Origin of the sequence: Geodermatophilus sp. YIM 151500 (assembly GCF_025716945.1) — a bacterium.
In the GTDB taxonomy this organism is placed as follows: domain Bacteria; phylum Actinomycetota; class Actinomycetes; order Mycobacteriales; family Geodermatophilaceae; genus YIM-151500.
This window is the reverse complement of sequence record NZ_JAOVZT010000005.1, coordinates 145,126-167,730: the sequence shown is the minus strand read 5'-3', so window position 1 is coordinate 167,730 and position 22,605 is coordinate 145,126. Positions and strand designations below refer to the sequence as shown.

Sequence of the window (22,605 nt, the reverse complement as noted above, 5' to 3'; positions counted from 1 at the left end):
TCGTCACGCGTGGGCCCGCTGCTCCGGGACCGTGGGGGGATCCGCCGCACGGGTGACGCGCACGAGCGAGCCCGCCTCGAGCGCGACCCACAGCGACCCGTCGGCCGCGACGGCCAAGCCGTGCGGCTCGGCCCCCGGCCGGAAGACCACGTCGTCGACGACCCGGCCGTGCCGGTCGAGCCGCACGGCGGAGCTGCTGGCCCACAGCGTCGCCCAGCACCCCCCGTCGTCGGTCGCGGCGACCGCGTGCGGCCGGCTCGCGGGGTCGGGAAGGGGGAACTCCTCGATCGTCCCGTCCGGATCGACGCGTCCGATCCGGCCGGCGCCGATCTCGGCGAACCAGACGGCGCTCGGACCGGCGTGGATGCCGACCGGTGCCGCGCCGGGCGTGGGCAGCGGACGGGTGGTGACGTCCCCGCCGGGTGCTATCCGGCCGATGGCGTCGGCGCGGTTGAGGGTGAACCACAGCGCGCCGTCCGGCCCGGCGGTGATCATGGACGGCATCCCACCCGGGGCCAGCGGGAACTCGTCGGTCGTCCCGTCGAGGGCGAGCCGACCGATCCGGTCCGCGGACAGCAGGGTGTACCAGAGGGCCCGATCGGGACCGACGCAGAGCCCGTACGGAGCTCCCGCCGGCGTGAGCACGGGGACCGAGGAGACCGTCCCGGACGCGTCGACGCGTCCGATCCGGCCGTCGCCCCGGCTGAACCACACCGCGCCATCGGGCCCGATGGTCGGCACCATCGGCCGGCTGTCGTCGCCGTCCACGCGGATCCTGGTGACGCGACCGTCGGGAGCGAGCCGGGCCAGCTCGCCGCGCTCGACCAGGGTCGTCCACACGACGCCGTCCGCTCCGACGGCCACCCCGTAGGCGCCGGGGCCGACGTCGTACTCGGTCACGGGCACCGCTGCTCCCCCCCTCCGGCCGGTCCGCACCAGGGGAAGGCTGCCCGCGCCGGCGCCGACCCGGAAGGGCGTGCTGCGGCCGCTGGACCTCCATTCGGCTCCCGCCGGGTGCGGCGGTGTTCGTCTGCCCCGGGATGGTCGCGATCGCGCTCACCCGTGCGGAACGGGTGCGCACGACGAGCCGTTGGCCCTCCTGCCGATCCCGGTCGTGTCCACCGACCGGGTCGCCCGCCCCTCCGCGGCCTCCGGCGACGCGCGACCCACCGTCGGCGGATGGGTGGCTCGCGCCGGACGCAACGACGTGCCCCACCGCGTGGGCACGAGGCGACGGAGCGCCCGCCGGAGCGCCGTCGTGACGACGGCGGTGACGACTCCGACGAGGGCGCCGGTGACCAGGCTGGACAGGACCGCGGCCGTGCGGAGGACCACCTCCTGCGTGGCGGGATCGATCCCAGCGAGGTTCCCACCCAGGACCGGCGGGTCCCCGGCGAAGGCGGCGGCCCACAGCACCTGGTGCCCGACCGCCAGGAACACGCCGTAGAGCACGCCGATCACCACCACCGTGGCGAACGGGCGCGGTGGCCGCTTCCACAGCACGACGGCGATCCAGCAGACCGGCGGGACGAAGACGAACAACCCGTTGACGACGCTCCCCTCCTCGATGACGCCCAGGTCGTGCAGGACGACCCGTGGGGCCGCGAGGGCGGCGAGCCCGACGAGGACCGGCCAGGAGAACCCCAGCGAACGGCGGGCGGTGCTCATCGGCCGGCCTCCACGTGCTCGGCCGGGGCGGGAGCGGTGACGCGGACCCAGCGCAGCAGCGCGGTGAACGCCAGGGCCGCGGTCACCCCGCCACCGGCAAGGCGCACCCGGTGGCCGGCGACGAACTCCTCGGCAACCTGACGCAGGTACTCCGCGGAGTGGGTGCCGACCGGGTCGACGAACATCACCGCGTTGCGCGGCCAGAAGAACGCCACCGAGAACAGGAACTCGCAGGCGACGAACACCGCCGCCGCGCCGACCACCCACCACCGCAGCCGCGGCTCCCGCCACGTCAGCACCACCGCGGCGAGGCTGCTCAGCACGACCGAGGCACCCAGCGGCGGGAAGTAGTCATGGGGACTGCCCGCCACGAGGAACTCCCGGGCCCGGTCCAGCGACGCCGGCGGATCGTCGAAGATGTTCGGGTAGAGCACCACGGTCTCGGCGGCCACGCCGCCGAAGGACAGCATCGCCGTCCACACGAGGACGACGAGCGCCGCCGTGGTGAGTCTCGTGCGGGCCATCTCGGTGGGGTCCTTCCGCTGATCGACGCGACGCCCGGGCGGGGCGCCGTCGCCCAGCGACGCTAGGTCCGCCGTCCCCTCGGGTCTGCCGCCTGCCGGCGAGACCGGCGTCGCTCCTCGACGTACGACGGATGGGCGTCAGCACGGACGCCGGCGTCGACGTGCGACGCGATCGGCCGGCCGTGAGGCCCGTCGCCGGCGAACTGCGGCAGGCCGCCCCGGCGGTCAGCCCCCGGAGCGCAGCGAGCAGGAGTTCAGCAACTCCGGGTCGGTCGCGCCGTTGCCCACCGGGCGCGGGACGGTCGCGCTGGCCGGCGGTTCCTCCCCGTCCTCCACCCAGGCGGTCAGGGCGTCGAAGGCGGTCCGGAAGCAGGGCAGCATCGGACGCAGGCGCTCGGGGTCCAGGTGCATCAGGCTGTCGACGTGGTTGCCGCCCTCGATGCGGTAGTACCGGTGCAGCCCACCCCGCTGCGCATCGGCGATCATCCGGGCGTAGACGTCGCCGTGGAGGCCGATCGGGAGCAGGGTGTCCAGGGTGCCGTGGAGGGTGAGCAGCGGCTTGCCGATCGCGCCGGACAGGCTGATCCGGGCCAGCGCCTCGTGCACCGGCCGGGAGCGCGGATCGGCGAACCACGCGTCGTAGGCGGCGTCGCTCGGGCACGGCGCCAGGATCTCCGGCAGGCTCGTGCCCGCCGTCGCCCCGGGGCAGGCCGGGTCGTACGCCGGGTCGAACTCCGCCCGGTAGGTCTTCTGCGTCACCCCCCAGTAGAAGCTCTGGTGGAAGGGCCACAGCGGCTCGGAGCCGTGGGCGAAGCCGGCGGCGTGCATGTCCGCGGCGGTGGCCTGGCCGAGGGTGTAGCGCACGGCCGTCGGCAGGTAGGTGAACAGGTTGGGCCCGTCGGGCGTGAACAGGGTCCCCTCCCAGTCGACGCCGCCGTCGTAGAGCTCGGGGCGGTTCTCCAGCTGCCAGCGCACCAGGTAGCCGCCGTTGCTGATGCCGGCCAGGTAGGTGCGCTGCGGCGAGGAGCCGAAGTGGTCGCGCAGCGCGTCCCGCGCGGCGATCGCGAGCTGGGTCACCCGCTCGTGCCACTCGGCCACCGCGTCGCCCGGCCGTTCGCCGTCGCGGTAGAAGTCCGGGCCGGTGTTGCCCTTGTCCGTGGACGCGTAGGCGAAGCCCCGCGCCAGGACGAAGTCGGAGACGAGGAAGTCGCAGGCGTACTGCTTGCGGACGCCCGGCGCGCCGGTCAGGACCAGGCCGCCGTTCCAGGTGTCCGGGATACGCAGCACGAACTGGCTGTCGTGGTCCCAGCCGTGGGTGGCGTTGGAGGTGGAGGTGTCCGGGAAGCAGCCGTCGACCTGCAGCCCGGGCACGCCGGTCGGGTTGCAGGCGCCGGGCGCGTGGAGGGGGAGCCAGTCCGTCTGGTCGGTGAACCGACCCGCAGGTGCCTGCAGCAGCCCGGCGGTCGTGAGGTCCGGCAGGCACGCGGTGTCGGTTCGCTCCGCGCCCGGGACGTGCACCGCGTCGTCCGGAGTGGACCGCCGGTGCACCGCACCGTCACCGGGTCCGCGGCCGCCGCGCGGCGGACCGGCCGACGCGGCCTGCAGCCCGAGAACCGCAGCGGCGCCCCACGCGGCGAGGCGGGTGGGTGGACGGTGCCAAGCGGGCATCGGAGCTCCCTGGGACGCGGGTTCCCCGATGGTGGCCGCTGGCCCGGCTCGCGGGCAACGCCGCCGGCACCCGTCCGCCCCGGGTGCCTCCCCGTGTCCTCGGCAACGGCTGGAGGGGCTCGGTCGAACCCGCCCTTCTACTACCACTCGATTGCTACCGGAGGAGCATTGCCGGCGTGAAGCCCAGCGTCAGCCTGTCGGAGGAAGACGTCGTCCTGCTCGACGAGTACACCCGCGCCTCGGGTCTGCGCTCGCGGTCGGCGGCGCTGCGGCACGCGATCCGACTGCTCCGCCATGCCGGTCTGGAGGAGGACTACGCCGCCGCCTGGCGGGAGTGGGAGGCTTCCGGCGAGCAGGCAGCCTGGGAGACGACGGCCGGCGACGGACTCCCCGATGCTGCGCGGTGAGATCCGGTTGACCGACCTGGAGCCGGTACGCGGCAGCGAGGCCGCCAAGCGCCGACCGGCCGTCATCGTCAGCAACGACCGCGCCAACGCCGCCGCCAGTCGCCTGGGCCGCAGAGTCGTCACCGTGGTGCCGGACAGCAGCATCGACGTCGCCACCTCCTTGTTGCTCAGGCCGGTGGCGACGAGGCCGGCGACGGTCCGTTACTGCTCGGTGAGAGCGGCGGCACCGGAGTCGGCCCCCCGGGGTGTCGGGCTACCCGTCTTGAGCTCGCGGTCGCAGCGCTCCACGTGGACCTCCGCGCCCAGCGCGGCGAAGGCCTGGCGCGCCGCGGTGAGCAGCGCGGTGGCGTCTCGTCGACGCCCCGCCCGGCGGAGCGTGATGCCGTGGGCGAAGTCCACAGCGCGCTCGCTCGTACGGCAGCGGCAGTGGGACCAGGCGCGCCCGTGCGCCCTCGAACGCCTCCTCCGCGCCGGGCAGGTCACCCCGCCCGGCCAGCAGCCGAGCCGGGCGGTCGCGGAGCGGTGCCCCGCCGTCGTGCCGACCCGTCGCCGGGGAGCGCGTCGAGCCGCGGTCCTCCTCACCGGCCGGGAGCGCTGCGGTCGACGGAGCCCCGGTCGGAGTGGTCCGGACGCTCGAGCAACCAGGACACGGCGAGCCCGGCGAGCAGTCCCCAGAACGGAGCGCCGACGTTCCACGCCGACACGTCGGAGACGGTCACCACGAAGGTGACGAGGGCCCCGAGGGTGAAGTGCGTGCTGAACGCCGTGACGAAGGCCGCCTGCAGGACCCGCAGCATGGCCAGCCCGCCGAGAGTGGCGACGAAGGCGACCGGTGTGGCCAGCATCACGCCGGTGACCAGCGGCGCGAGGAGGCCGAAGACCATCGCCAGCAGGCCGCAGACGATGCCGGCGGTGTACTGCCGGGACCGCGCGCCGGATGCCGACAGCAACGCGTTCGTCGGACCTGTCAGACAGGTGGACACCGTGCCGACCGTGGCGGTCAGCAGCGACCACGCGCCGCAGGCGATGGTGACGGTGTTGACCGGCGGCTCGTGCCCGGCCGCGCGCAGCACTGCGACACCCTGACCGTTCTGGACCACCAGCACCGTGATGGCCAGGGGGACGACGAGTTCCAGCGCGGCCTGCACCGACCACTGCGGCACCTGCACCACCGGCGCGGCGAACCACTCGGTCCCGGACGCCGAGGGTCGGAACCGACCCGACAACCCCACGGCGACCGCGCCGACGGCCAGCGCCCCGAGGACCGGGGGCACGCGGCGCCCGAGCCCGGGGAGCGCACTGAGCGCCAGGAACGTCACGATCATCGGCGCGGTGATCGCGACGTCCTCGCGCAGCGAACGCACGAGGTCCACGCCGAAGCGCAGGAACACACCGGCGACCATGGCCATCACGATGGGCATCGGGACGACGGCCATGGCCCGCCGGACCCAGCCGGTCAGTCCGAGGAGCAGGACCAGCACACCCGTGAGGAAGAAGGCCCCGACCACCTGGCCCCAGGCGAGGTGCGTCAGCGCGGGTCCGACGAGCACGGTGCCCGGGATCGTCCAGAAGAAGGCCAACGGCTGCCGGTAGAGCCAGCAGGCCACGACCGTGAGGACGCCGTTGAGGAAGAAGGCGCCGAAGATCCACGAGGCCAGCTCCTCCTGGGACAGCCCGCCCTGTGCGCCCACCGCCAGGATCACCGCGACCGGGCCGGTGGCCGCGAAGACCAGTCCGATGAGGCCGTTGGCGGCGTGGACACCTCCTGCGTCCCGCAGCAGGCGGCGCGGGCCCGGCAGGGGCCGGACGGGTCGTTCGAACAGGTGCTCGTGGACCGCCGATGCGGTCTGGGCGTTCCCATCGGCGCGCTGAGGTCTCATGTGCTCCGTTCCCGGTCGGTCGCCGCTCGGTCGAGGCCAGGCACGGGCCTGCGGGTCGAGCTCGGGCGATCGACCGGCGGAACCGCTATCGCCGCTCCTCCTGGGGTGGCCGGGCCAGCAGGATCGAGTACGGCGGGTGCTTGTGGATCACGCGCTCGGCCGTCCGGGATCCCCGGTGGTGCTGGTGACCGAGGACGAGGAGGTCCACGTCGAGCTCGTCGGCCCGCCGCAGGATGACGTCGGCAGCGTCGTGCTCGGTGGCGGTCACGATCTCGCCGTGCGCGTCGATGCCTGCAGCGCAGAGCCGGTCGACCAGCTGCTGCACCGCGGCCCGGTCGGCGTCCTCGGGATCGTCCTCGGCGGCCCAGACCCCGAGGCGCGCCGATCCGCCGGTGATGTCCTCTGGGATGATGTGCCCCCGCGCCACGTGGAGCACGTGCACGGTGGCCCCGGTCAGGGTGCCGATCTGCTCGGTGCGCCGGATGGCGGAGGCGTTCTCGTCCGTCGGACGCGCATCGATCGCCACGAGGATCCGCTCATACATGGGTGCTCGCCTCCTCGGAGGAACAGGTCCGGGACGGACCACCCGCTCCGCGGAGCAGCTCGACGCGAACGGTGCTCATCGCCCGGCGGACTGCTGCGCCGGTGCGGTCGGCTCCACCGGCACGGTCCTGGCCGCGGCGGCTCCCCGGGCCACGGGAACGAGCAGGGTGAGGAGCGCACCGAAGGTCGCCAGCCCGGTCAGCACGTAGAAGATGGCTTCCAGCCCGAGCCCCGCGGCCACGAGGAGCCCGCCGACCATGGGGCCCGCGACGCCGCCGAGGCGCCCGAACCCCGCGCACCAGGCGACGCCGGCGCTGCGCACGTTGGTGCGGTAGTAGTTGGCCACGAAGCCGTAGATCAAGATCTGGGTGCCGCTCGTCCCCGCACCCACCACCGCGACGAAGAGCAGGAGCAGCGCGAGCGGCGCGTTCAGGGTGAGCAGCGACAGGGAGACGGCCCCGCACACGAACGACGCGACCACCACCGGCTTGGGCCCGAACCTGTCGGCGAGGCGGGACGCCACCAGGGCTGCGACGACCGCCCCGCCGTTGAGCACCAGGAGGAAGGACAACGATCCCTGCGTCGAGTACCCGGCACGGCCCATGAGCTCGGGCAACCAGGTGTTCAACACGTAGACGAGGATCAACCCGGTCGCGCTCATGAGCCCCAGCACCAGCGTGGGAAACCAGTACTGCCGCCCGAACAGGCCCGCAAAGCCCGCCCGCTCGCGCCGGACCGGCGCCGTGGCGTCGCCGGCCGCGGGGGCGGACGCCGAGATGATCGGCACGCCCGTGCGCTCGGACACCTCCCGGGCCTCCTCCAGCCGACCGCGGGACGCGAGCCAGCTGGGCGACTCGGGCATCAGGAAGAAGGCCAGCGGCAGAAGTGTCAGCAAGGGGAGCGCGCCGATCCAGAACATGCCACGCCAGCCGATCTGCTCCAGGAGCAGGATCGCCAACAGCGCGGCCATCAGGCTCCCGATCGGCACGCCCGAGTAGGTGATGGCGTTGGCGAGGTTCTTCTTCCCCGCCGGCGCGTACTCGGCCACCAGGGCGCCGGTGGTCGCGACCAGGGCCCCGACGCCGATGCCGGTGACGAACCGCATGAGGCCGAACCCGCCGATGCTGCTCATCACGGCGGTGGCGCCCATGCCGACGCTGAACCACGCGTACGCCGTCAGCATGACCTTCCGGCGTCCGACGATGTCGGCGACGCTGCCGGCGAGCAGTGCCCCCACCAGCACGCCGAACAGGGCGTAGCTGCCCAGCGCCCCGGCCACGGGGGGTGTGACCTGCCCGATCTGGGTGGCGTCGGCGAGGAACAGCGGGACGACGGTGCCGTAGACCACCAGGTCGTACCCGTCGAAGATGAGGCCGAGGGTGGCCAGCGCGACGACCCAGGCCACGGTCCGTCGGCGCCGGGCCTCCTGCTCCGGGGTCGGCCCCGTGACGGCGTCCGGTGAGCTGGCGGTGGCGGTTGACATTGCCGACCTCCTGGCACGAGCTGGTGCAGCCAGCTGCCGTCGCGGGCACCGCATCCGGTCCCACGGCGGCCCCGCCGGGGACCCGGGGTACGGACTCGCTCCGAAGGCCCGCGAGAGCGCGATGGTGTGACCTGGATCCCTGCAGCGTAGAGGTGTCGCCATGCCACCGGGTCTCCATCCGTGGCCCGGACGCAGGTTCCGCACAAAGGCGTCGCATACAGACGAGCTGACGTGGCCGTCGTGGCGACCGGCCGGGCCGGAGCCGATCGCGGACCCGACGGCTGGACGGCTCCTGCCGCGTCGGCGACGATGGCATCCCCCATCCCGGAATCGCAGGTCCGACCCACGAAGCGCGGTCGAGCACCGCGCCGACATCCGAGGAGCAGCCATGACCGACACCCCGCAGAGCCCCACCGCGGCCGGTTCGGGCGCCAGCGCGACGGAGTCGTTCCTGACCACCGAGATGTACGAGGCTGCCCGCCAGGTGTCCCCGCAGCGGGTCGACGCGGTGGTCCTGGCCGTCCTGGACGGCGTGCACAGGGCCATCCGCGAGCACAAGGTCACCTACCCGGAGTTCCAGGCCGCCAAGGCATGGCTGATCCAGGTCGGCGAGGGCGGCGAGTGGCCGCTGTTCCTCGACGTCTTCGTCGAACACGTCGTCGAGGAGGTCCAGGCCGAGACCCAGCAGGGCACGAAGGGCACCATCCTCGGCCCCTACTACCTGCCCGGCCAGGAGCGGCTCCTCTCCCCGACCACCCTGCCGATGCGCGAGGACGAGGAGGGCACCCCGCTCGTCTTCGCCGGCCGGGTCCGCGACGTGGACGGCAACCCCGTCCCCGGCGCCGAGATCGACATCTGGCAGGCCGACGCCGACGGCTACTACTCCGGCTTCGCCCCACACCTCCCCGAGGGGAACCTTCGCGGCCTGGTCGTGGCCGACGACGCGGGCCGGTTCGAGATCCGCACCATTCAGCCCGCGCCCTACCAGATCCCCACCGACGGGCCGACCGGCAAGCTGATCGAGGCCGCCGGTTGGCACCCGTGGCGCCCCGCGCACCTGCACCTCATCGTCAGTGCACCCGGCCACCGGGCCATCACCACCCAGCTCTACTTCCGCGGCGGCGAGTGGCTCGACAGCGACGTCGCCTCCGCGGTGAAGCCTGAACTCGTCCTCGACCCCCAGGACCAGGGCGACGGCACCCGACGCGTCGAGTACGACTTCGCACTGGAGCGCCACGAGGCGGCCCGAGCCGCGTGACCGCCGCACCCGGGCCGGTCAGCGAGACGCCGCGTCCGGCCGGAGCGGGGCTCGATCCGGCCGCCGTCGCCCGGTCCAGGAGGGACTGACCATGCTCTTCCACGTCCGCATGGACGTCGCCGTCCCGCACGACATCGACCCGCAGGAGCGCACCCGGCTGGTCACCACCGAGAAGGCCCGGGCTCTGGACCTGCAGCGCAGCGGCAAGTGGGTGCACCTGTGGAGGGTGGTCGGCCAGTACAGCAACATCAGCGTCTTCGAGGTCGACTCCGGCGACGAGTTGCACGAGATCCTGTGGAGCCTCCCGCTGTTCCCGTACATGACGATCACGGTGACCCCGCTGACCGAGCACCCGTCGGCGCTGTCGGCCAACCCGTGAGGCCGCTCGTGGAACGCCGCGGCGGCCGCCGGACGTCGAGGCGTCCGGACCCTCGCCGACGGCGCCGGGCCGAGGGCCGCGTGCCCGCGCGCGCCTGCACGCCGTCGCGGACGGCCGGCGGCCCGGGCGGCTCCGCCGCGCGGTCCTCAGCCGCGCCGTGCGGCGGGCCGGGCGCCCCGGTCGTCACCGCCGGGCACCGCACCGGCCCCCCGGCCGCGGCCTCCGTCCCCACGGAGAGCGGCTTCGCGGGAGAAGCGCGCGGCGAGCTCGGAGCGGGACCGGACCCCGAGCTTGGTGTAGACACGGGTGAGGTGGAACTGGACGGTCTTGACCGACAGCAGCATCGACGCAGCCACCTCCTTGTTGGTCAGGCCCGTTGCGACGAGCTCGGCGACGCTCCGCTCCTGCTCGGTGAGGCCGTGCGCGCCGGCGTCCGTTCCCCGTAGTGCGGGACGGCCCGTCTTGAGCTCGCGATCGCAGCGCTCGACGTAGACCTGCGCGCCCAGCGCGGCGAAGACCTGCCGTGCCGTGGTGAGCAGGGCGGCGGCGTCCCGGCGCCGCCCCGCCCGACGCAAGGTGAGGCCATGGACGAAGTCCCCGCGCGCCCGGTCGTACGGCAGCGGCAGCTCCGCCAGCCGGGACCTCGCCTCCTCGAAGACCGCCTCCGCGCCCGCGATGTCACCCCGTGCGGCCAGCAGCCGGCCACGGACGTAGCCGAGCCGGGCGCTCGCCGAGCGGTGCCCCCGGAGCTGCGCCACCGCCTCGACCGGAGCGAGGAACTCCTCCGCCTCGAGGAGCCGGTCGGTGGCGACGAGGGCCTCGGCGTAGACCTCGTGCCAGGGCCAGAAGCCGGGTTCGTCGAGCCCACCTCGCGGCATCCGGGTGGTGAGCGGGGCAAGGTGACGGACGACGGCGGGATGGTCCGACGCCGCCTCGGCGGCATGCGCCCGCGCGAGCAACGCGGGCACGGTCATGACCGTGTAGTCCTGCTCGCCCGCGCCGCCCAGCCGCAGGTGCCGTTCCGCCGCCTCCGGCTCACCGCACAGCGCCCGGATCTGCGCGCCGGTCCAGTGGACGAGGGGCCGCAGCAGGTCCAGCCCGGTGGTGCCGAGCAGCGCCTCCCCCTCCGCGACCGCGTCCAGGGCCCCGGGCCAGTCCCCCAGCGCGACGCGGGTGCGGGCCAGCCACACCAGTGCCCACAGCGAGATGCGGTTGGAGCCGGCCTGCCGGGCGGTGGGAACGGCGAATTCCAGCTCGCGCCGCGCGGCCTCGGGATCGTCCTGGGCGAGGGACAGCCAGCCCAGGCCCATGCGCGCCCGCTGGTGCTGGGGTCCGGTCGGGCTCTCGGCCACGGCGTGCCGGTACGCGGTGAACGCCGCGGCCACGTCGCCGCGGGCGGCATGCCCGAGGCCGACGATGGCACGTGACTCCACCGCCGCGGGCGTACCGGGCTCGGCGTGCTCGACCGCCCGGCCGGCCCACTGGACCAACGCCTCCCCGTCCCAGTCGGCCAGGGCGTGCAGCACGTGCCGTTGGCACACGACCGCGGCGGCGCGCCGGTCCGGGCCGCGTCGGCGCCAGGCGGCGTCGAGGTGGATGGCGGCCTCGGTCCGGCGGCCCCGCTGGATGGCGACGTGTGCCAGGACGGCGTCCCGGTGGGGACCGGCGGGCAGCGCCTCCACCTCGGGGAGGGCGTCGACGGCCTGACCGATGAGGCCGGCGCCGGCCAGCGCGTCGACAGCCTCGATGAGGCGGTCCTCCCGGACGACCCGGGTAGGGCTGATCCGGCTGGCGTCGACGAGTGTGCGGGCGACGACCGCCCACGCCCCCTCGTCGGCCTTGCGCCGCGCCAGCTCCACCAGCTCGTCGGCGAGGTCGGCGTCCGGGAGGGGTGCCGCCTCGACCCGGTGGCGGAGGCGCTCGGTGTCGTCCGTGACCACGGCTGCCGCTCGCAGGTGCAGATCGTGCCGTGCCTGCGGGGACAGGGTCCCCTGGACGGCGGTGCGGACGAGCCGCGCCGGGAAGGCGAGCGCGTCCAGGCCGTGGCCGGCAGCGATGACCAGAAGGTCCGCGGCACAGGCCTCCTCGAGAGCGGCGATGGGATCGGTGAGGCCGGCCACGGCCGCGGCGTCGGCGAGCACGGGGTCCTGGCCGAGCACCGCCGCCGCCTGGACCAGCGCCCGGGCCTCCGGGGAGCACAGGTCGAGCGCCCGCTGCACGCGGCGCTGGATGCCGGCCGGCGCCGGCATCCGGAGGTGCCGGTCCGACCAGCGGGACCGGGGCGTGTCACGGATCAGCTCGAGGACCTGACGCGGGATGCCGGCCGTGTGCTCGGAGAGCCGCCGGGCGACCGGCCCCGGGAGGTCGACTTCCGCCACCCGCGCGGCGAGCAGACGGATCTCGGCCGGTCCGAGCGGCGGTACGGGCACGGAGACGGCGGCGAGCCGGTCGAGGACGGCACCGGCCCCGGGGTCACCGGTCTCCGGCCACCCGGTGGTACGGGTGAGCAGCAGCACGACGGGGTTCCGGCGGACGCGGGCGACCGCGGAGCCGATCGCTTGCAGGGACACCGGGTCCGCGCAGTCGGCGTCGTCGACGACGACGAGAAGCGGCTGCTCCCCGGCCCGGGCGGCCCAGTGCCGGGCGAGCGCGACGCCGAGGTCGACCGGGTCGTCACCGGCCGGCTCGGGCGAGGCGTCGTGGGGGACGTCGTCGAGCAGCCGCCGGGCTAGCGCACCGGCCCGGCGGTTCTCCCACGGCAAGCCGGCGGCCGTCGTCGTCGGCAGCTCCGGATGCCGCCGGAGGAACCGGCGCAGCAGGGTGGTCTTGCCGATCCCGGCCGGGCCCTCGACGAGGGCGACCGCCGGCCCGCCTGCCCGGGCCTGGTCGAGCAGGGCCTCGAGCTGCGTGGTCTCGGCGGTCAGCCCGACGACGTGGAGGTCCTCGTCGGGCGGGCTCACGTCGACACCGTAGGCCCGGGCGGCGGCGTGCTCCCCGGTCCGAGCCACCCGCTTGACGTCTCGGCCGAGATCGTCTCAGCCGAGATCGCCGCCGGCCACGGGCAGGATGGTCCCGGTGATGTAGGAGGCCTCCTCCGACGCCAGGAAGGTGATGGCCGCGGCCTGCTCGTCCAGGGTTCCGTACCGCTTCATCAGCGAGGACTCGACCGTCTGGTCGACGATCGTCCGGTACCAGGCCTTCTCCTGCTCCGAGTCCGGCGCGGGGCCGCGCGGCGTACGGCGCGGGGGCGCGTCGGTGCCCCCGGGGGCGGTGGCCACGACACGCACGCCGTGCGGTGCCATCTCCAGGGCCAGCGCGCTGGTGATGGCGTTGACCCCGCCCTTGGCCGCGGCGTACGGCAGGCGGTTGAGCCCCCGGGTGGCCACCGACGACACGTTGACGATCGTGCCCCGACCACGCTCGACCATGTGCGGCACGACGGCACGGCAGCACCACAACGTCGGCCAGAGGGACCGGTTGACCTCGGCCTGGATCTGGTCGGGCGGATAGTGCTCGAACGGCTTGGCCCAGATCGTGCCGCCGACGGTGTGGATGGCGACGTCGATGCGGCCGAACCGCTGCAGTGCGGCGTCCACGACCGACTTGGCGCCGTCCCACGTCTCGAGGTCGGCGACGACGGGGAGCGCCTCGGCGCCCGGTTGCCCGAGCTCGTGGGCGAGGTCGCGGACCAGCTCGGCGCGGTCGGCCAGCACCAGGGTCCCACCCTCGGCGCTGATCCGCCGGGCCGTGCGCTCGCCGATCCCCTGACCCGCCCCGGTCACCAGGACGACCTGGCCGGCGAACCGGCCCGGCGTGACGAAGCGGGGACGGCGTCCCGTGGCGACGTCGTGCATGGCCCGGCGGGTGGTCTCCTTCGACCGCTCCGCGTGCTCGGTGATGAGCACCCGGGCCCGCTCGCGGTCGCCGTCCCGGAAGGCCTCGACGATGTCGAGGTGGTCCTGCGCGCAGCGCGGGTGGACCCACGTGGCCGAGCGCAGCGACTCCTCCATGTGCCCCTTGACGCCGAGCGCCTGGTAGGCGCGCAGCAGGTGCTCGTTGCCGGTGAGGGTGAACAGGTAGTCGTGGAAGGCGGCGTTGGTCTCGGTGTACGCCGCCGCGTCGACGAACCGGTCACCCTCGACGTAGGGCACGGTGGCCTCGGCCAGCACCCGGTAGCCGATGAGCTGCTGGTGCGTCAGGCGACCGATGGTGAGCTCCAGGGCACCGAGCTCCAACGCCCGGCGGGCGTCGAAGATGGCGTCGGACTCGTGCACCGACGGGTGCTCCTCGCCGATCTCGTACCCGTCGGCCGTGATGGCGCGGCCGTCGGGGGTCGACGCCGGCTGCGCCTCCGCGTCGGGCCGGCCGGCCAGCACTGGTGGCGCCGGTGGCGCCGGCGGGACGAGCTGCTCCAGCTCCACCGCGGGCAGCATCTGCTGACCGGCGACGGCGCGGGCACCGACGGCGGGCACGAGGTCCTCGGCGTCGCCCACCGGCAGGACGTCCCCGGCGGCGGTCGGCTCCCCCAGCTGCTGCCCCGCCAGCCGCCACTTGTCGGCCGCCGACTCCGAGCGCGGTCCGGCGCCGTCGGCGCCGAGAGCGCCCAGCTCGACCGGCGGGAACAGGACCTGCCCGGCGGCGGATCTGCCCTCCCGGCCGCCCAGGGCCAGCAGCTCGGCGACGGTGTCCGGGACGACGACCGGCGGCGGCTCGGGGGCGACGGCCTCGGGCTGCGGCGCGGCCTCCGGCACGACCTCCGGCACGACCGCCTCGGGCTCCGGCGCGACGACCTCCTCGGCGGCCTCGGTCGGGACCGCGGCCAGCGCGAACTTCTCGTAGTAGAAGCCCGAGGGGGCCACCCCGAGCCCGGAGACGTGCTTGCGGACCGCCTCCACCATGGCCGGTGGGCCGCAGAGGTACACCGCGGCACCGCCGTCGTGCAGGTGCTCGGGCCCGTACAGGCCGGTGACGTAGCCCTGGTTGGGGGCCGTGGTGGCGGGGTCGGCGACGCAGTAGTCCCAGGTCAGCCCCTCGATGCCGCCGGCGAGCCGCTCGATGGCCGCCATCTCGACCAGGTCGTCGTCGGTCGTGACCCCGTAGACCAGGTGCATCGGCCGGCCGTTGGCGATGCCGTCGCTCTCCAGCGTCCGCAGGATGGACAGGATCGGCGCCAGCCCGGTCCCGCCGGCCAGCAGCAGCAGCGGGGCGTCGGACTCGCGCAGGAAGAAGCTGCCGTGCGGACCGGTGAAGGTGATCTCGTCCCCGACCCGGGCTCGCTCCTCCAGGTAGGTGGACATGACGCCGCCGGGCGTGAGCTTGACCAGGAAGGTCAGCTCCTCGTCCTGCGGAGCGCTGCTGAAGGAGTACGACCGGGACTCCTCGGTCCCCGGGACGGCGATGTTGACGTACTGCCCGGGGAGGAACGCCAGGGCGTCCCGGTCGTCGATCTCCACGGCCAGCCCGACCGTCGTCGGGGACAGCCGGTCCAGCGCGGTGATCCGACCGCGGTGGGTGGCGGCGCTGGTCTTGGCCACCGCCGAGGTGGACGCGATCTGCAGCACCAGGTCCGAGCGCGGCCGCATGCTGCAGGTCAGCACGTACCCGCTGCCGGCCTCGTCGTCCGACAGCGCGTCCTCGAGGTAGCCGCCCATGTCGAACTCGCCCGACTCGCAGAAGGCCTTGCAGGTGCCGCAGACGCCGTCCCGGCAGTCCAGCGGGATGTTGATCCGCGACCGGTAGGACGCGTCGGCGACGGTCTGGTCGTCCCGGCAGGTGATGAAACGGGTGACCCCGTCCTCGAACGCGAGTGCCACGCGGTGGTCCATGGAGATCTCCGTCGTCTCGGCGGAACAGCAGCTTGCGGGGGAACGGGCTGGAGGAGCCGCTGCTCAGAGGTGGTAGACGTCGACGACGTGGTGGATGTAGTCGTTCTTCAGCACCACGGTCTTGCGCCGGATCAGCGGCGCGGGCCCCGAGAAGTCGATCGTGTAGAACGAGGTCCCGTAGTAGGGGTCGACGGTCTTGTACCGGAAGTACATGGTGTGCCAGTTGAACCGGATGTCGACCAGGTCGCCGCGGCGCTCGATGACCTCCACGTTGCTGATGTTGTGGCTGGTCCGCGGCTCGGGCAGTGACGTCGCACTCGAGCGCTCGGTGCGGATCCGGAAGACGCGGTCCTCGAGGCCCCCCTTGTTCGGGTAGTAGATGAGGGACATCTCCCGCTGCGGGTCCTCGGTGAGCCGGTCGTCGTCGGCCCACGACGGCATCCAGAAGACGACGTCGTCGGCGTAGCACTCCAGCCACTTCTCGAACTCGCGGTCGTCGAGGTAGCGGGCCTCACGGTAGAGGAACTGCTCGATCATGTTTTGGGTGATGAGCTTCCCGCCGGCGGGCGCCTCGGCAACCGTGTTCAGGGGGTTCTGCGTCGTGGTCATCGGTCTGTGCCCTTCGTGGTCGCGGCGGTCTGCTTCTCGACTGCGGCGCGCATGGTCTGCAACCAGTAGCCGTGCTGGATCGGGTACAGCCCCTCGTCCTCGTTGCGCTGCCCCGCGGAGATGACGTCGTCCATGCCGAGGGCTGCGGCGACCGGGTCCGGCCCGTTGAGCCAGTGCTCGGCACCGCGGCTCATGTCGTTCCACGGGGCTGCGGTCGCCCGGAAGGTGAGCTGGCAGGAGCGGAACTCCTCCAGGTCGTCCGGGGTGGCCATGCCCGAGGCGTTGAAGAAGTCCTCGTACTGGCGGATCCGGTGCTCCCGGGCTTCGGCGCTCTCGCCCTTGGGGGCGATGCAGTAGATGGTGACCTCGGTCTGCTCGGGCGAGATCGGCCGGAAGTGCCGGATCTGGGTGCTGAACTGGTCCATCAGGTAGACGTTCGGGTACAGGCACAGGTTGCGGGAGCCCTTGACCATGAACTCGCCCTTGGCGTCGCCGAACTGGGCCTTGAGCTCGTCCATGCGGTCCCACAGCGGCCGGTCCTGCGGGTTGGCCGCCCACGTCCACAGGCACAGGTGCCCGTTGGGGTAGGACCAGTAGCCGCCACCGGACTTGCCCCAGCCGCCGGCGTCCAACGCCTTGGTGGTGTTCTTCGACTCGCCGGTGCTGCGCCGCGAGGTCGTGGCCGCGTAGTTCCAGTGGGTCGCGCTGACGTGGTAGCCGTCGGCACCGTTCTCGGCCTGGACCTTCCAGTTGCCGTCGTAGGTGTAGGTGGACGAGCCACGCAGCACCTCCAACCCCTCCGGCGACTGGTCGACCAGCATGTCGATGACCTTGGTCGTGTCACCGAGGTGCTCGGTGAGCGTGCTCACGTCCGGGTTGACGCTGCCGAACAGGAATCCGCGGTAGCTGTCGAACCGCGCGACCTTGACCAGGTCGTGGGAGCCGTCCTTGGCGAAGCTCTCCGGGTAGCCGGCACCGTCCGGGTCCTTGACCTTGAGCAGCTTGCCGTCGTTCCGGAACGTCCAGCCGTGGAACGGGCAGGTCAGCGTCATCCGGTTGTCGGTCTTGCGGCGGCAGAGCATCGAGCCGCGGTGCGCGCAGGCATTGATCAGGCAGTGCAGCTCACCGTCCTTGCCCCGCGTGATGACGACCGGCTGGCGGCCGATGTAGGTGGTGAAGTAGTCACCCGGGTTCGGGATCTGGCTCTCGTGCGCCAGGTAGACCCAGTTGCCCTCGAAGATGTGGGTCATCTCCAGCTCGAAGATCTCCTCGTCGGTGAAGATCCGACGGTTGGCGCGGTAGATCCCGGCCTCGGGGTCGTCGATGACGGCGTCGGCGAGGACGCTGCGGAGCTGGGTGGCGTCGACTGCCATGGCGGACCTCCGGTTCGGCGATGGTGGTTCGAGTGCGCTCCACCCACTCTGAGTGGCGCGCATCACGTTCGCGTCAGCAATGTGCCTAGTCCTGACCAGGGTGTCATTGAGATGCTCTACATCTCAGAGCGTCGAAACAGAGTCTTTGTACATACACGGTGGCGCCCCTATGTTGGGCGAATCACACGGCAGGCGGAGCACGAGTGTCCGCCTGAGAGAGCCCGATGGAGCGATGGGAGGGCACGTGGAGATCCGCCAACTGCACTACTTCGTCACCGTGGCCCGGACCCGTCACTTCGGTCGGGCGGCCGAGCGTCTGCACATGGCCCAGTCCCCGCTGTCCCAGGCCATCCGACAGCTGGAGAACCAGCTCGGGGTCACCCTGTTCACCCGGACGACGCGGCGGGTCGAGCTCACCGCCGCCGGCGAGGCCCTCCTGCAGGACGCCGAGCGCATCCTCGACTCGATCGAGGCCGCGCGGACCCGGGTCGGGCTGATCGGCGCCGGCAGCAGCGGTCTGCTCCGCGTCGGGACGACCGGGCTGGCGGCGCTCCGCCAGCTGCCCCGCCTGGCCCGGATCGCCGCCCGGGAGGTTCCGGGCCTCGTGCTGCGCTTCCACCCCGACCTGCTCACGCCGGCGCAGGAGGCAGCCCTCGAGGAGGACCGCATCGACCTGGCCGTGCTGCGTCCACCGCTGCGCCGGACGGGGCTGTCGTCCCGGCTGATCACCCGGGAGCGGCTGGTCCTCGTCGCGCCGGGCGGCCATCGGCTCGCCGGTGAGGAGCCGGTCGGGCTGACCGACCTCCGGGACGAGGACTTCGTCGTCTACGGCGCCGAGGGCTCCGTCGTGAACACCGTCGTCATCCAGGCCTGCCTCGCCGAGGGCTTCCTGCCCCGGCGCACCCACCAGGCCGCCGAGACCTCGATCGTGCTCACGCTGGTCGCGGCCGGGCTGGGGGTGGCCCTGCTGCCCGAGTCCGTGCTGGCCCTGCGCGTCGACGGGGTCCGCTTCGTGCCCCTCGCCGACGACGTGTTCGTCGACCTGGCCCTGGCATGGCGCCGCGAGGACCGCTCCCCCGCCCTCGCCCGGCTGCTCGACGCGCTGGATGCCAACGGCTTCCTCGTGCCCGGCGAGGGGTCCCCCGCCCCGACCGCACCGGACACAGCACCGCTGGGAGGCACCCGTTGAAGGTCGTTCGCATCGAGGCGATCCCGTTCGCGATCCCGTACCGCAAGCCGCTGCGCTTCGCCAGCGGCGAAGTGCACGTGGCCGACCACGTGCTGGTGCGGGTGCACACGGACGACGGGGTGGTCGGCGTCGCGGAGGCGCCGCCGCGGCCGTACACGTACGGCGAGACCCAGGAGTCCATCGTCGCGGTGATCGACAAGCTCTTCGCGCCGGAGCTGCGAGGGCTCACCCTGCTCGAGCGCGAGGCCGCCCACGCACGCATGGACCGGACCGTGGGCAACCCGGCCGCCAAGGCAGCCGTGGACATGGCGATCTGGGACGCGCTGGGTCGCACGCTGGGCCTGTCGGTCTCGCAGCTGCTGGGTGGCTTCACCGACCGGATGCGGGTGTCCCACATGGTCGGGTTCGCCCCGGACGCCGAGATGGTCGCCGAGGCCGAACGGGTCCGCGACACATACGGCATCCAGGTGTTCAAGGTGAAGGTCGGCCGGCGTCCGGTGGAGCTCGACGTCGGCGCCTGCCGGGCGCTCCGGGTGGCGCTGGGCCCGGACGTCGAGCTCTACGTCGACGGCAACCGCGGCTGGACGCCGTCGGAGGCGGCGCGAGCCCTGCGCGCGATGGCCGACCTGGACCTGACGCTGTCCGAGGAGCTCTGCCCCGCCGACGACGTCCTCGGGCGCCGCTGGCTCACCGCGCAGACGACGGTGCCCACCGTCGCCGACGAGAGCGCTCCGACGCCCGGCGCCGTCACCCGCGAGCTGCTCGACGGTGCGGCGACCATGGTCAGCATCAAGACGGCCCGCACCGGGTTCAGCAGGTCGCAGGCGATCCTGCACCAGTGCGAGGGTCTCGGTGCCGAGGTCGTCATGGGCAACCAGATCGACGGCCAGCTCGGCACCGCCTGCACCGTCGCCTTCGGCGCCGCGCACCGCAGCTCGTCACGACGCGCCGGTGAGCTCTCCAACTTCCTGGACATGAGCGACGACCTGCTCACCGAGCCGCTGGAGATCTCCGGAGGCGAGCTCGCCGTCCGTTCTGGTCCGGGCATCGGGGTCGACGTCGACCCCGACAAGCTCGCGCACTACCGCCGGGACACCTGACGAGGTCCTCCCTGCCCTGCCGCGGCACCACCCCGTCCCAGCCGACCTCCGCAAGCCCAGGCCGGAACCCGGGACGGGAACGCGGCGGGGCACCGCACCAGACCCATCCGCACCCACGAAGGAGAATCCCATGACCGCGACCGACGTCACTCCCACCGCGGCCGGCTCCGGCCGCAACGCCACCGAGCGGTTCGCCCAGAAGGAGCGCAGCGCCGGCACCGTCGACCACGCCCGCGTGTCGGCCATCGCCACCGACGCCATCGCGGCACTGCACGAGGTCATCCGCAGGCACGGGGTGACCTACGCCGAGTACGACGCCCTGAAGGCGTGGCTGATCCGGGTCGGCGAGGACGGCGAGTGGCCCCTGTTCCTCGACGTGTGGATCGAGCACGTCGTCGAGGAGGTCGCCCACGCCGACCGCAAGGGCGCCGTCGGCACCATCGAGGGCCCGTACTACATCCCGGGCTCGCCGGAGTTCCGCGGCGAGGCCACCCTGCCGATGCGCGACGGTGAGAAGGGGACGCCGCTCGTGTTCCAGGGCACCGTCACCGACCTGGACGGCACCCCGCTCGAGGACGCGCGGGTCGAGCTGTGGCACGCCGACGACGACGGCTACTACTCCCAGTTCGCGCCCGGGATCCCCGAGTGGAACCTGCGCGGCACCGTCGTGACCGGGCCCGACGGCCGCTTCGCCTTCCACACGATCGAGCCCGCGCCGTACCAGATCCCGACCGACGGCTCCTGCGGCGCGCTGATCGCCGCGGCCGGCTGGCACGCCTGGCGCCCGGCCCACCTGCACCTGAAGGTGTCCGCGCCCGGCAAGCAGCTGGTGACCACCCAGCTCTACTTCGCGGGCGGCGAGCACGTCCGGGACGACGTCGCCCAGGCCGTCAAGCCGGAGCTGGTCCTGGACCCGACTCCGGCCGCGTCCGGGCAGGGCCGGGAGGTCACCTACGACTTCGCGCTCGATCCCGCGTGAGCCGGCTCCCCGTGCCGGACGCCCCCGCTGCAGGTGACGCGTCCTCGCACTGAACCACGACGACCGCACGAACCGCTGACCGCATCACCCGCACGAACCGCACCGCTGCACCACCCGACCGCCCGGCGTCCGACAACTCCGCCCGGCGCGTCCCCCTCCCCCACCCGTGGCGACGTCGCTCGCCGGGTGTCCCCTGCCCTGGCACGGCCGCCGGCCGTGGCAGCGCCAACTCCCGAGGAGAAGAGCAGTGGCATCAACCCGACAGGACGCGCTGCGCCGCAGGTCCGTCGCCTGGATCGTCTCGCTGGCCACGGTGGGCCTCGTGTTCGACGGCTACGACCTGGTCGTCTACGGCACCGTCGTCCCCCTCTTCCTGCGCGACCCGCAGCAGATCGGTGCGCTCACCCCGGCCGTGGCCGGGGCTCTCGGCAGCTACGCCCTCGTCGGTGTGCTCGTCGGCGCCCTGCTGGCCGGCAGCGTCGCGGACGTCATCGGCCGCCGGAAGGTCATGCTCACCGCGTACGCGTGGTTCTCCGTCGGCATGGCGCTCACCGCGCTCGCCACGACCACGACCGCGTTCGGGCTGCTCCGCTTCGTCACCGGGATCGGGGTCGGCGCGCTGGTCGCCACCACCGGTGCGCTGGTGGCCGAGTTCGCCCCGCGCGGGAAGAAGAACCTCGCCAACGCGATCACCTACTCGGGTGTGCCGCTGGGCAGCCTGCTCGCCGCGCTGCTGGCCATCCTGCTGCTGGACGCGATCGGCTGGCGGGGCATGTTCTGGATCGGCGCCCTCCCCATGGTGACCCTGCTGCCCCTCGCCATCGCCAAGATGCCCGAATCGCCGGCCTGGCTGGCCTCGCGCGGCCGGCTCGACGAGGCGCGGGCGGTCGCGGCGCGGACCGGCGTGGAGCTGGCCGAGGCCCCGGTCGAGCACCCGACCGCGGCCGTGACCGGGGGCCCGGCGACCGTCGACCCGGTCGCCGGGGGCCGGGCGGGCTTCGCCGGGCTGGCCTCCCGGGTCTACCTGCTGCCGACGATCCTGCTCGGCCTGCTCAGCGCCACGGGCCTGCTGCTGGTCTACGCCCTCAACACGTGGCTGCCCGAGCTGATGGGGCGGGCCGGGTTCTCCACCAACGGGTCGCTGGCGTTCCTGCTGGTGCTCAACGGCGGCGCGGTGCTGGGCGCGCTGGCCGCGTCCCGCGTCGCCGACCGGTTCGGGCCCAAGCCCGTGGTCGCGGCGTCGTTCGTGCTGGGCGCCGCGGCGATCGCGCTGCTGACCGTCAGCCTGCCGCTCGGCGTCCTCCTGGCCTTCGTGGCGGTCGTGGGCCTGGGTACCAGCGGGACGCAGATCCTCATCTACGGCTTCGTCGCCACCTACTACCGCACGAACGTGCGCAGCGCGGGCGTGGCCTGGTGCGCGGGCTTCGGGCGGCTCGGCGGCATCGGCGGTCCCCTCATCGGCGGCCTGCTCGTGGCGTCCGGCATCGCCCTCAACTCGATCTTCTACGTGCTGACCGCGTTGGCCGTCGTCGGGAGCCTGCTCACGCTGCTCGTGCCGACGGCGGAGAGCAGGGCCGCCCTGGCCCGGCGCCGCGCGGCGGCTCCGCCGCCCGCGGTCGAGCCGGCCGCGCGGCTGGTGCCCGCGGCGGAGCAGCGGTAACCGCAGCCGGGCGCACGCGACCGCCCCGCGGGGAGTTCCCGCGGGGCGGTGGCGCGCGGA

Annotated in this window: 19 protein-coding genes and 1 pseudogene; 8 read left to right on the top strand and 12 right to left on the bottom strand. The window is 73.4% G+C overall.

The features are described from left to right. Positions 1–3: 3 nt before the first annotated feature. The 4 genes from OF117_RS10890 to OF117_RS10875 form a co-directional block, all read right to left on the bottom strand. Entirely contained in the window at positions 4–906 is a 903-nt protein-coding gene (locus tag OF117_RS10890) for a hypothetical protein (protein ID WP_263552855.1), read from the bottom strand. A 150-nt stretch (positions 907–1,056) separates the two neighbouring features. Beyond that, positions 1,057–1,668, bottom strand: a complete 612-nt coding sequence (locus tag OF117_RS10885) for a hypothetical protein (protein ID WP_263552854.1) — start codon at positions 1,666–1,668, stop codon at positions 1,057–1,059. Further along, positions 1,665–2,192: a DUF1772 domain-containing protein gene (locus OF117_RS10880; protein WP_263552853.1), complete on the bottom strand. Its 528-nt coding sequence runs from the start codon at positions 2,190–2,192 to the stop codon at positions 1,665–1,667. Before OF117_RS10880 ends, OF117_RS10885 begins: the two co-directional genes overlap by 4 nt. Before the next feature lie 225 nt (positions 2,193–2,417). Further along, positions 2,418–3,860 carry a tannase/feruloyl esterase family alpha/beta hydrolase gene (locus OF117_RS10875; RefSeq protein WP_263552852.1) on the bottom strand — a complete coding sequence of 481 codons (1,443 nt, stop codon included), beginning with the start codon at positions 3,858–3,860 and terminating at the stop codon, positions 2,418–2,420. A 176-nt stretch (positions 3,861–4,036) separates the two neighbouring features. On the opposite strand from OF117_RS10875, the gene OF117_RS10870 reads away from it, so the two are divergent. Together OF117_RS10870 and OF117_RS10865 are read left to right on the top strand one after the other, a co-directional pair. Further along, positions 4,037–4,267, top strand: coding sequence for a ribbon-helix-helix domain-containing protein (locus OF117_RS10870; protein ID WP_263552851.1), 231 nt, complete (start codon positions 4,037–4,039; stop codon positions 4,265–4,267). After that, positions 4,254–4,355 (top strand): annotated as a pseudogene (locus OF117_RS10865) (type II toxin-antitoxin system PemK/MazF family toxin); the annotation flags it as partial. The gene OF117_RS10870 and the pseudogene OF117_RS10865, both read left to right, overlap by 14 nt. A gap of 113 nt (positions 4,356–4,468) precedes the next feature. Here the strand turns inward: OF117_RS10865 and OF117_RS10860 are convergent. From OF117_RS10860 to OF117_RS10845, 4 genes are all read right to left on the bottom strand, one after another. Continuing rightward, complete coding sequence (locus OF117_RS10860) at positions 4,469–4,666, bottom strand: hypothetical protein (RefSeq protein ID WP_263553003.1); 198 nt, start codon at positions 4,664–4,666, stop codon at positions 4,469–4,471. A 179-nt stretch (positions 4,667–4,845) separates the two neighbouring features. Then, entirely contained in the window at positions 4,846–6,147 is a 1,302-nt protein-coding gene (locus OF117_RS10855) for a benzoate/H(+) symporter BenE family transporter (protein ID WP_263552850.1), read from the bottom strand. Between the two features lie 85 nt (positions 6,148–6,232). After that, positions 6,233–6,691, bottom strand: a complete 459-nt coding sequence (locus tag OF117_RS10850; RefSeq protein ID WP_263552849.1) for a universal stress protein — start codon at positions 6,689–6,691, stop codon at positions 6,233–6,235. A 75-nt stretch (positions 6,692–6,766) separates the two neighbouring features. Then, positions 6,767–8,173: an MFS transporter gene (locus tag OF117_RS10845; protein ID WP_263552848.1), complete on the bottom strand. Its 1,407-nt coding sequence runs from the start codon at positions 8,171–8,173 to the stop codon at positions 6,767–6,769. A gap of 388 nt (positions 8,174–8,561) precedes the next feature. Here OF117_RS10845 and catA (OF117_RS10840) point away from each other — a divergent pair, with 388 nt between their 5' ends. After that, positions 8,562–9,431, top strand: a complete 870-nt coding sequence (catA, locus tag OF117_RS10840) for a catechol 1,2-dioxygenase (protein WP_263552847.1) — start codon at positions 8,562–8,564, stop codon at positions 9,429–9,431. Between the two features lie 91 nt (positions 9,432–9,522). Further along, positions 9,523–9,810 carry a muconolactone Delta-isomerase gene (catC, locus tag OF117_RS10835; RefSeq protein ID WP_263552846.1) on the top strand — a complete coding sequence of 96 codons (288 nt, stop codon included), beginning with the start codon at positions 9,523–9,525 and terminating at the stop codon, positions 9,808–9,810. 146 nt (positions 9,811–9,956) lie between these two features. Here catC and OF117_RS10830 read toward each other — a convergent pair whose 3' ends face one another. From OF117_RS10830 to benA, 4 genes are all read right to left on the bottom strand, one after another. Further along, positions 9,957–12,770, bottom strand: coding sequence for a LuxR C-terminal-related transcriptional regulator (locus tag OF117_RS10830; protein WP_263552845.1), 2,814 nt, complete (start codon positions 12,768–12,770; stop codon positions 9,957–9,959). Positions 12,771–12,845: 75 nt separating this feature from the next. Further along, positions 12,846–15,635, bottom strand: a complete 2,790-nt coding sequence (benC, locus tag OF117_RS10825) for a benzoate 1,2-dioxygenase electron transfer component BenC (RefSeq protein WP_263552844.1) — start codon at positions 15,633–15,635, stop codon at positions 12,846–12,848. 63 nt (positions 15,636–15,698) lie between these two features. Then, positions 15,699–16,244, bottom strand: coding sequence for a benzoate 1,2-dioxygenase small subunit (gene benB, locus OF117_RS10820; protein ID WP_318014238.1), 546 nt, complete (start codon positions 16,242–16,244; stop codon positions 15,699–15,701). Next, positions 16,241–17,617, bottom strand: a complete 1,377-nt coding sequence (gene benA, locus OF117_RS10815; RefSeq protein WP_263552843.1) for a benzoate 1,2-dioxygenase large subunit — start codon at positions 17,615–17,617, stop codon at positions 16,241–16,243. Before benA ends, benB begins: the two co-directional genes overlap by 4 nt. A 244-nt stretch (positions 17,618–17,861) precedes the next feature. Here benA and OF117_RS10810 point away from each other — a divergent pair, with 244 nt between their 5' ends. From OF117_RS10810 to OF117_RS10795, 4 genes are all read left to right on the top strand, one after another. After that, entirely contained in the window at positions 17,862–18,806 is a 945-nt protein-coding gene (locus OF117_RS10810) for a LysR substrate-binding domain-containing protein (protein WP_263552842.1), read from the top strand. Further along, on the top strand, positions 18,803–19,906 hold the full coding sequence (locus tag OF117_RS10805; RefSeq protein WP_263552841.1) for a mandelate racemase/muconate lactonizing enzyme family protein: 1,104 nt from the start codon (positions 18,803–18,805) through the stop codon (positions 19,904–19,906). The genes OF117_RS10810 and OF117_RS10805 overlap by 4 nt, the downstream gene beginning before the upstream one ends. A gap of 130 nt (positions 19,907–20,036) precedes the next feature. Then, positions 20,037–20,885: a catechol 1,2-dioxygenase gene (gene catA / locus OF117_RS10800; RefSeq protein WP_263552840.1), complete on the top strand. Its 849-nt coding sequence runs from the start codon at positions 20,037–20,039 to the stop codon at positions 20,883–20,885. Between the two features lie 247 nt (positions 20,886–21,132). Next, positions 21,133–22,545, top strand: coding sequence for an MFS transporter (locus OF117_RS10795; RefSeq protein WP_263552839.1), 1,413 nt, complete (start codon positions 21,133–21,135; stop codon positions 22,543–22,545). Positions 22,546–22,605 lie beyond the last annotated feature (60 nt).

What these genes read in the sequence shown, in the direction of transcription:
- OF117_RS10855 (WP_263552850.1), bottom strand. Translation starts at nt 6,147, where the DNA reads ATGAGACCTCAGCGCGCCGATGGGAACGCCCAGACCGCATCGGCGGTC.
- benA (WP_263552843.1), bottom strand. Translation starts at nt 17,617, where the DNA reads ATGGCAGTCGACGCCACCCAGCTCCGCAGCGTCCTCGCCGACGCCGTC.
- OF117_RS10880 (WP_263552853.1), bottom strand. Translation starts at nt 2,192, where the DNA reads ATGGCCCGCACGAGACTCACCACGGCGGCGCTCGTCGTCCTCGTGTGG.
- catA (WP_263552847.1), top strand. Translation starts at nt 8,562, where the DNA reads ATGACCGACACCCCGCAGAGCCCCACCGCGGCCGGTTCGGGCGCCAGC.
- OF117_RS10885 (WP_263552854.1), bottom strand. Translation starts at nt 1,668, where the DNA reads ATGAGCACCGCCCGCCGTTCGCTGGGGTTCTCCTGGCCGGTCCTCGTC.
- catA (WP_263552840.1), top strand. Translation starts at nt 20,037, where the DNA reads ATGACCGCGACCGACGTCACTCCCACCGCGGCCGGCTCCGGCCGCAAC.
- catC (WP_263552846.1), top strand. Translation starts at nt 9,523, where the DNA reads ATGCTCTTCCACGTCCGCATGGACGTCGCCGTCCCGCACGACATCGAC.
- OF117_RS10875 (WP_263552852.1), bottom strand. Translation starts at nt 3,860, where the DNA reads ATGCCCGCTTGGCACCGTCCACCCACCCGCCTCGCCGCGTGGGGCGCC.
- OF117_RS10850 (WP_263552849.1), bottom strand. Translation starts at nt 6,691, where the DNA reads ATGTATGAGCGGATCCTCGTGGCGATCGATGCGCGTCCGACGGACGAG.
- OF117_RS10845 (WP_263552848.1), bottom strand. Translation starts at nt 8,173, where the DNA reads ATGTCAACCGCCACCGCCAGCTCACCGGACGCCGTCACGGGGCCGACC.
- benC (WP_263552844.1), bottom strand. Translation starts at nt 15,635, where the DNA reads ATGGACCACCGCGTGGCACTCGCGTTCGAGGACGGGGTCACCCGTTTC.
- benB (WP_318014238.1), bottom strand. Translation starts at nt 16,244, where the DNA reads ATGACCACGACGCAGAACCCCCTGAACACGGTTGCCGAGGCGCCCGCC.